1 pseudogene is annotated in these 669 nt (G+C 60.2%); it reads left to right on the top strand.

Annotated elements, in window-relative coordinates:
* Positions 1 to 669: pseudogene (locus J5M56_RS23775) on the top strand (hypothetical protein); the annotation flags it as partial.

Genomic DNA, 669 nt, shown 5'->3' with positions numbered 1-669 from the left:
CGGGCTTCAAAAATCTGGGCGGTGGCGGCAGTGGCGTAGAGAACTTCGCCTACACAATCAAGGATGCCGATGGCGATACCAGCACGGCGACCCTGACGCTGAACATTAACAACCTTGATGATCCTGTCACCCTCAACGGCCTGGATGTGCAGAGCGGCGAGGTGACCGTCTACGAGAAAAACCTCAGCGACGGCAGCGCGCCGGATGCCAATGCGCTGACCCAGCAAGGCACGTTCAAGGTCACCGCAGCAGATGGGCTGCAAAGCCTGACGGTGGGTGGTATTGCCGTGGTCACTGCTGGCGTGGCTGCAGGCTTCCCGCAATCGGTGATTACGCCTGAGGGCAATACTCTGACCGTCACCGGCTACGATTCCGCAACCGGTACTGTGAGCTACCGCTACACCCTGACTGGCAACGAAAGCCACCCAGAAGGCGCCGGTAGCAACAGCATCGGCGAGCACTTCGAAGTGGTGGCCAAGGATATCGATGGCAGCACTGCCACCGGCAGCCTGGACGTGAACATTGTCGATGACGTGCCCAAAGCCGTGGACGACAGCAACGCCGTGACCGCAACCGAACAGCAGATGGAGCTGTCGGGCAATGTATTGACCAACGACGTGCAAGGCGCCGACCGTGTAGCAGGTGGGCCGGTGATTGCAGGCACCTTCA

This window comes from Pseudomonas sp. 51_B (assembly GCF_017491595.1).
GTDB lineage: Bacteria > Pseudomonadota > Gammaproteobacteria > Pseudomonadales > Pseudomonadaceae > Aquipseudomonas > Aquipseudomonas promysalinigenes.
The sequence above is the reverse complement of the archived record's forward strand: the minus strand, read 5'-3'. Positions and strand labels throughout refer to the sequence as shown.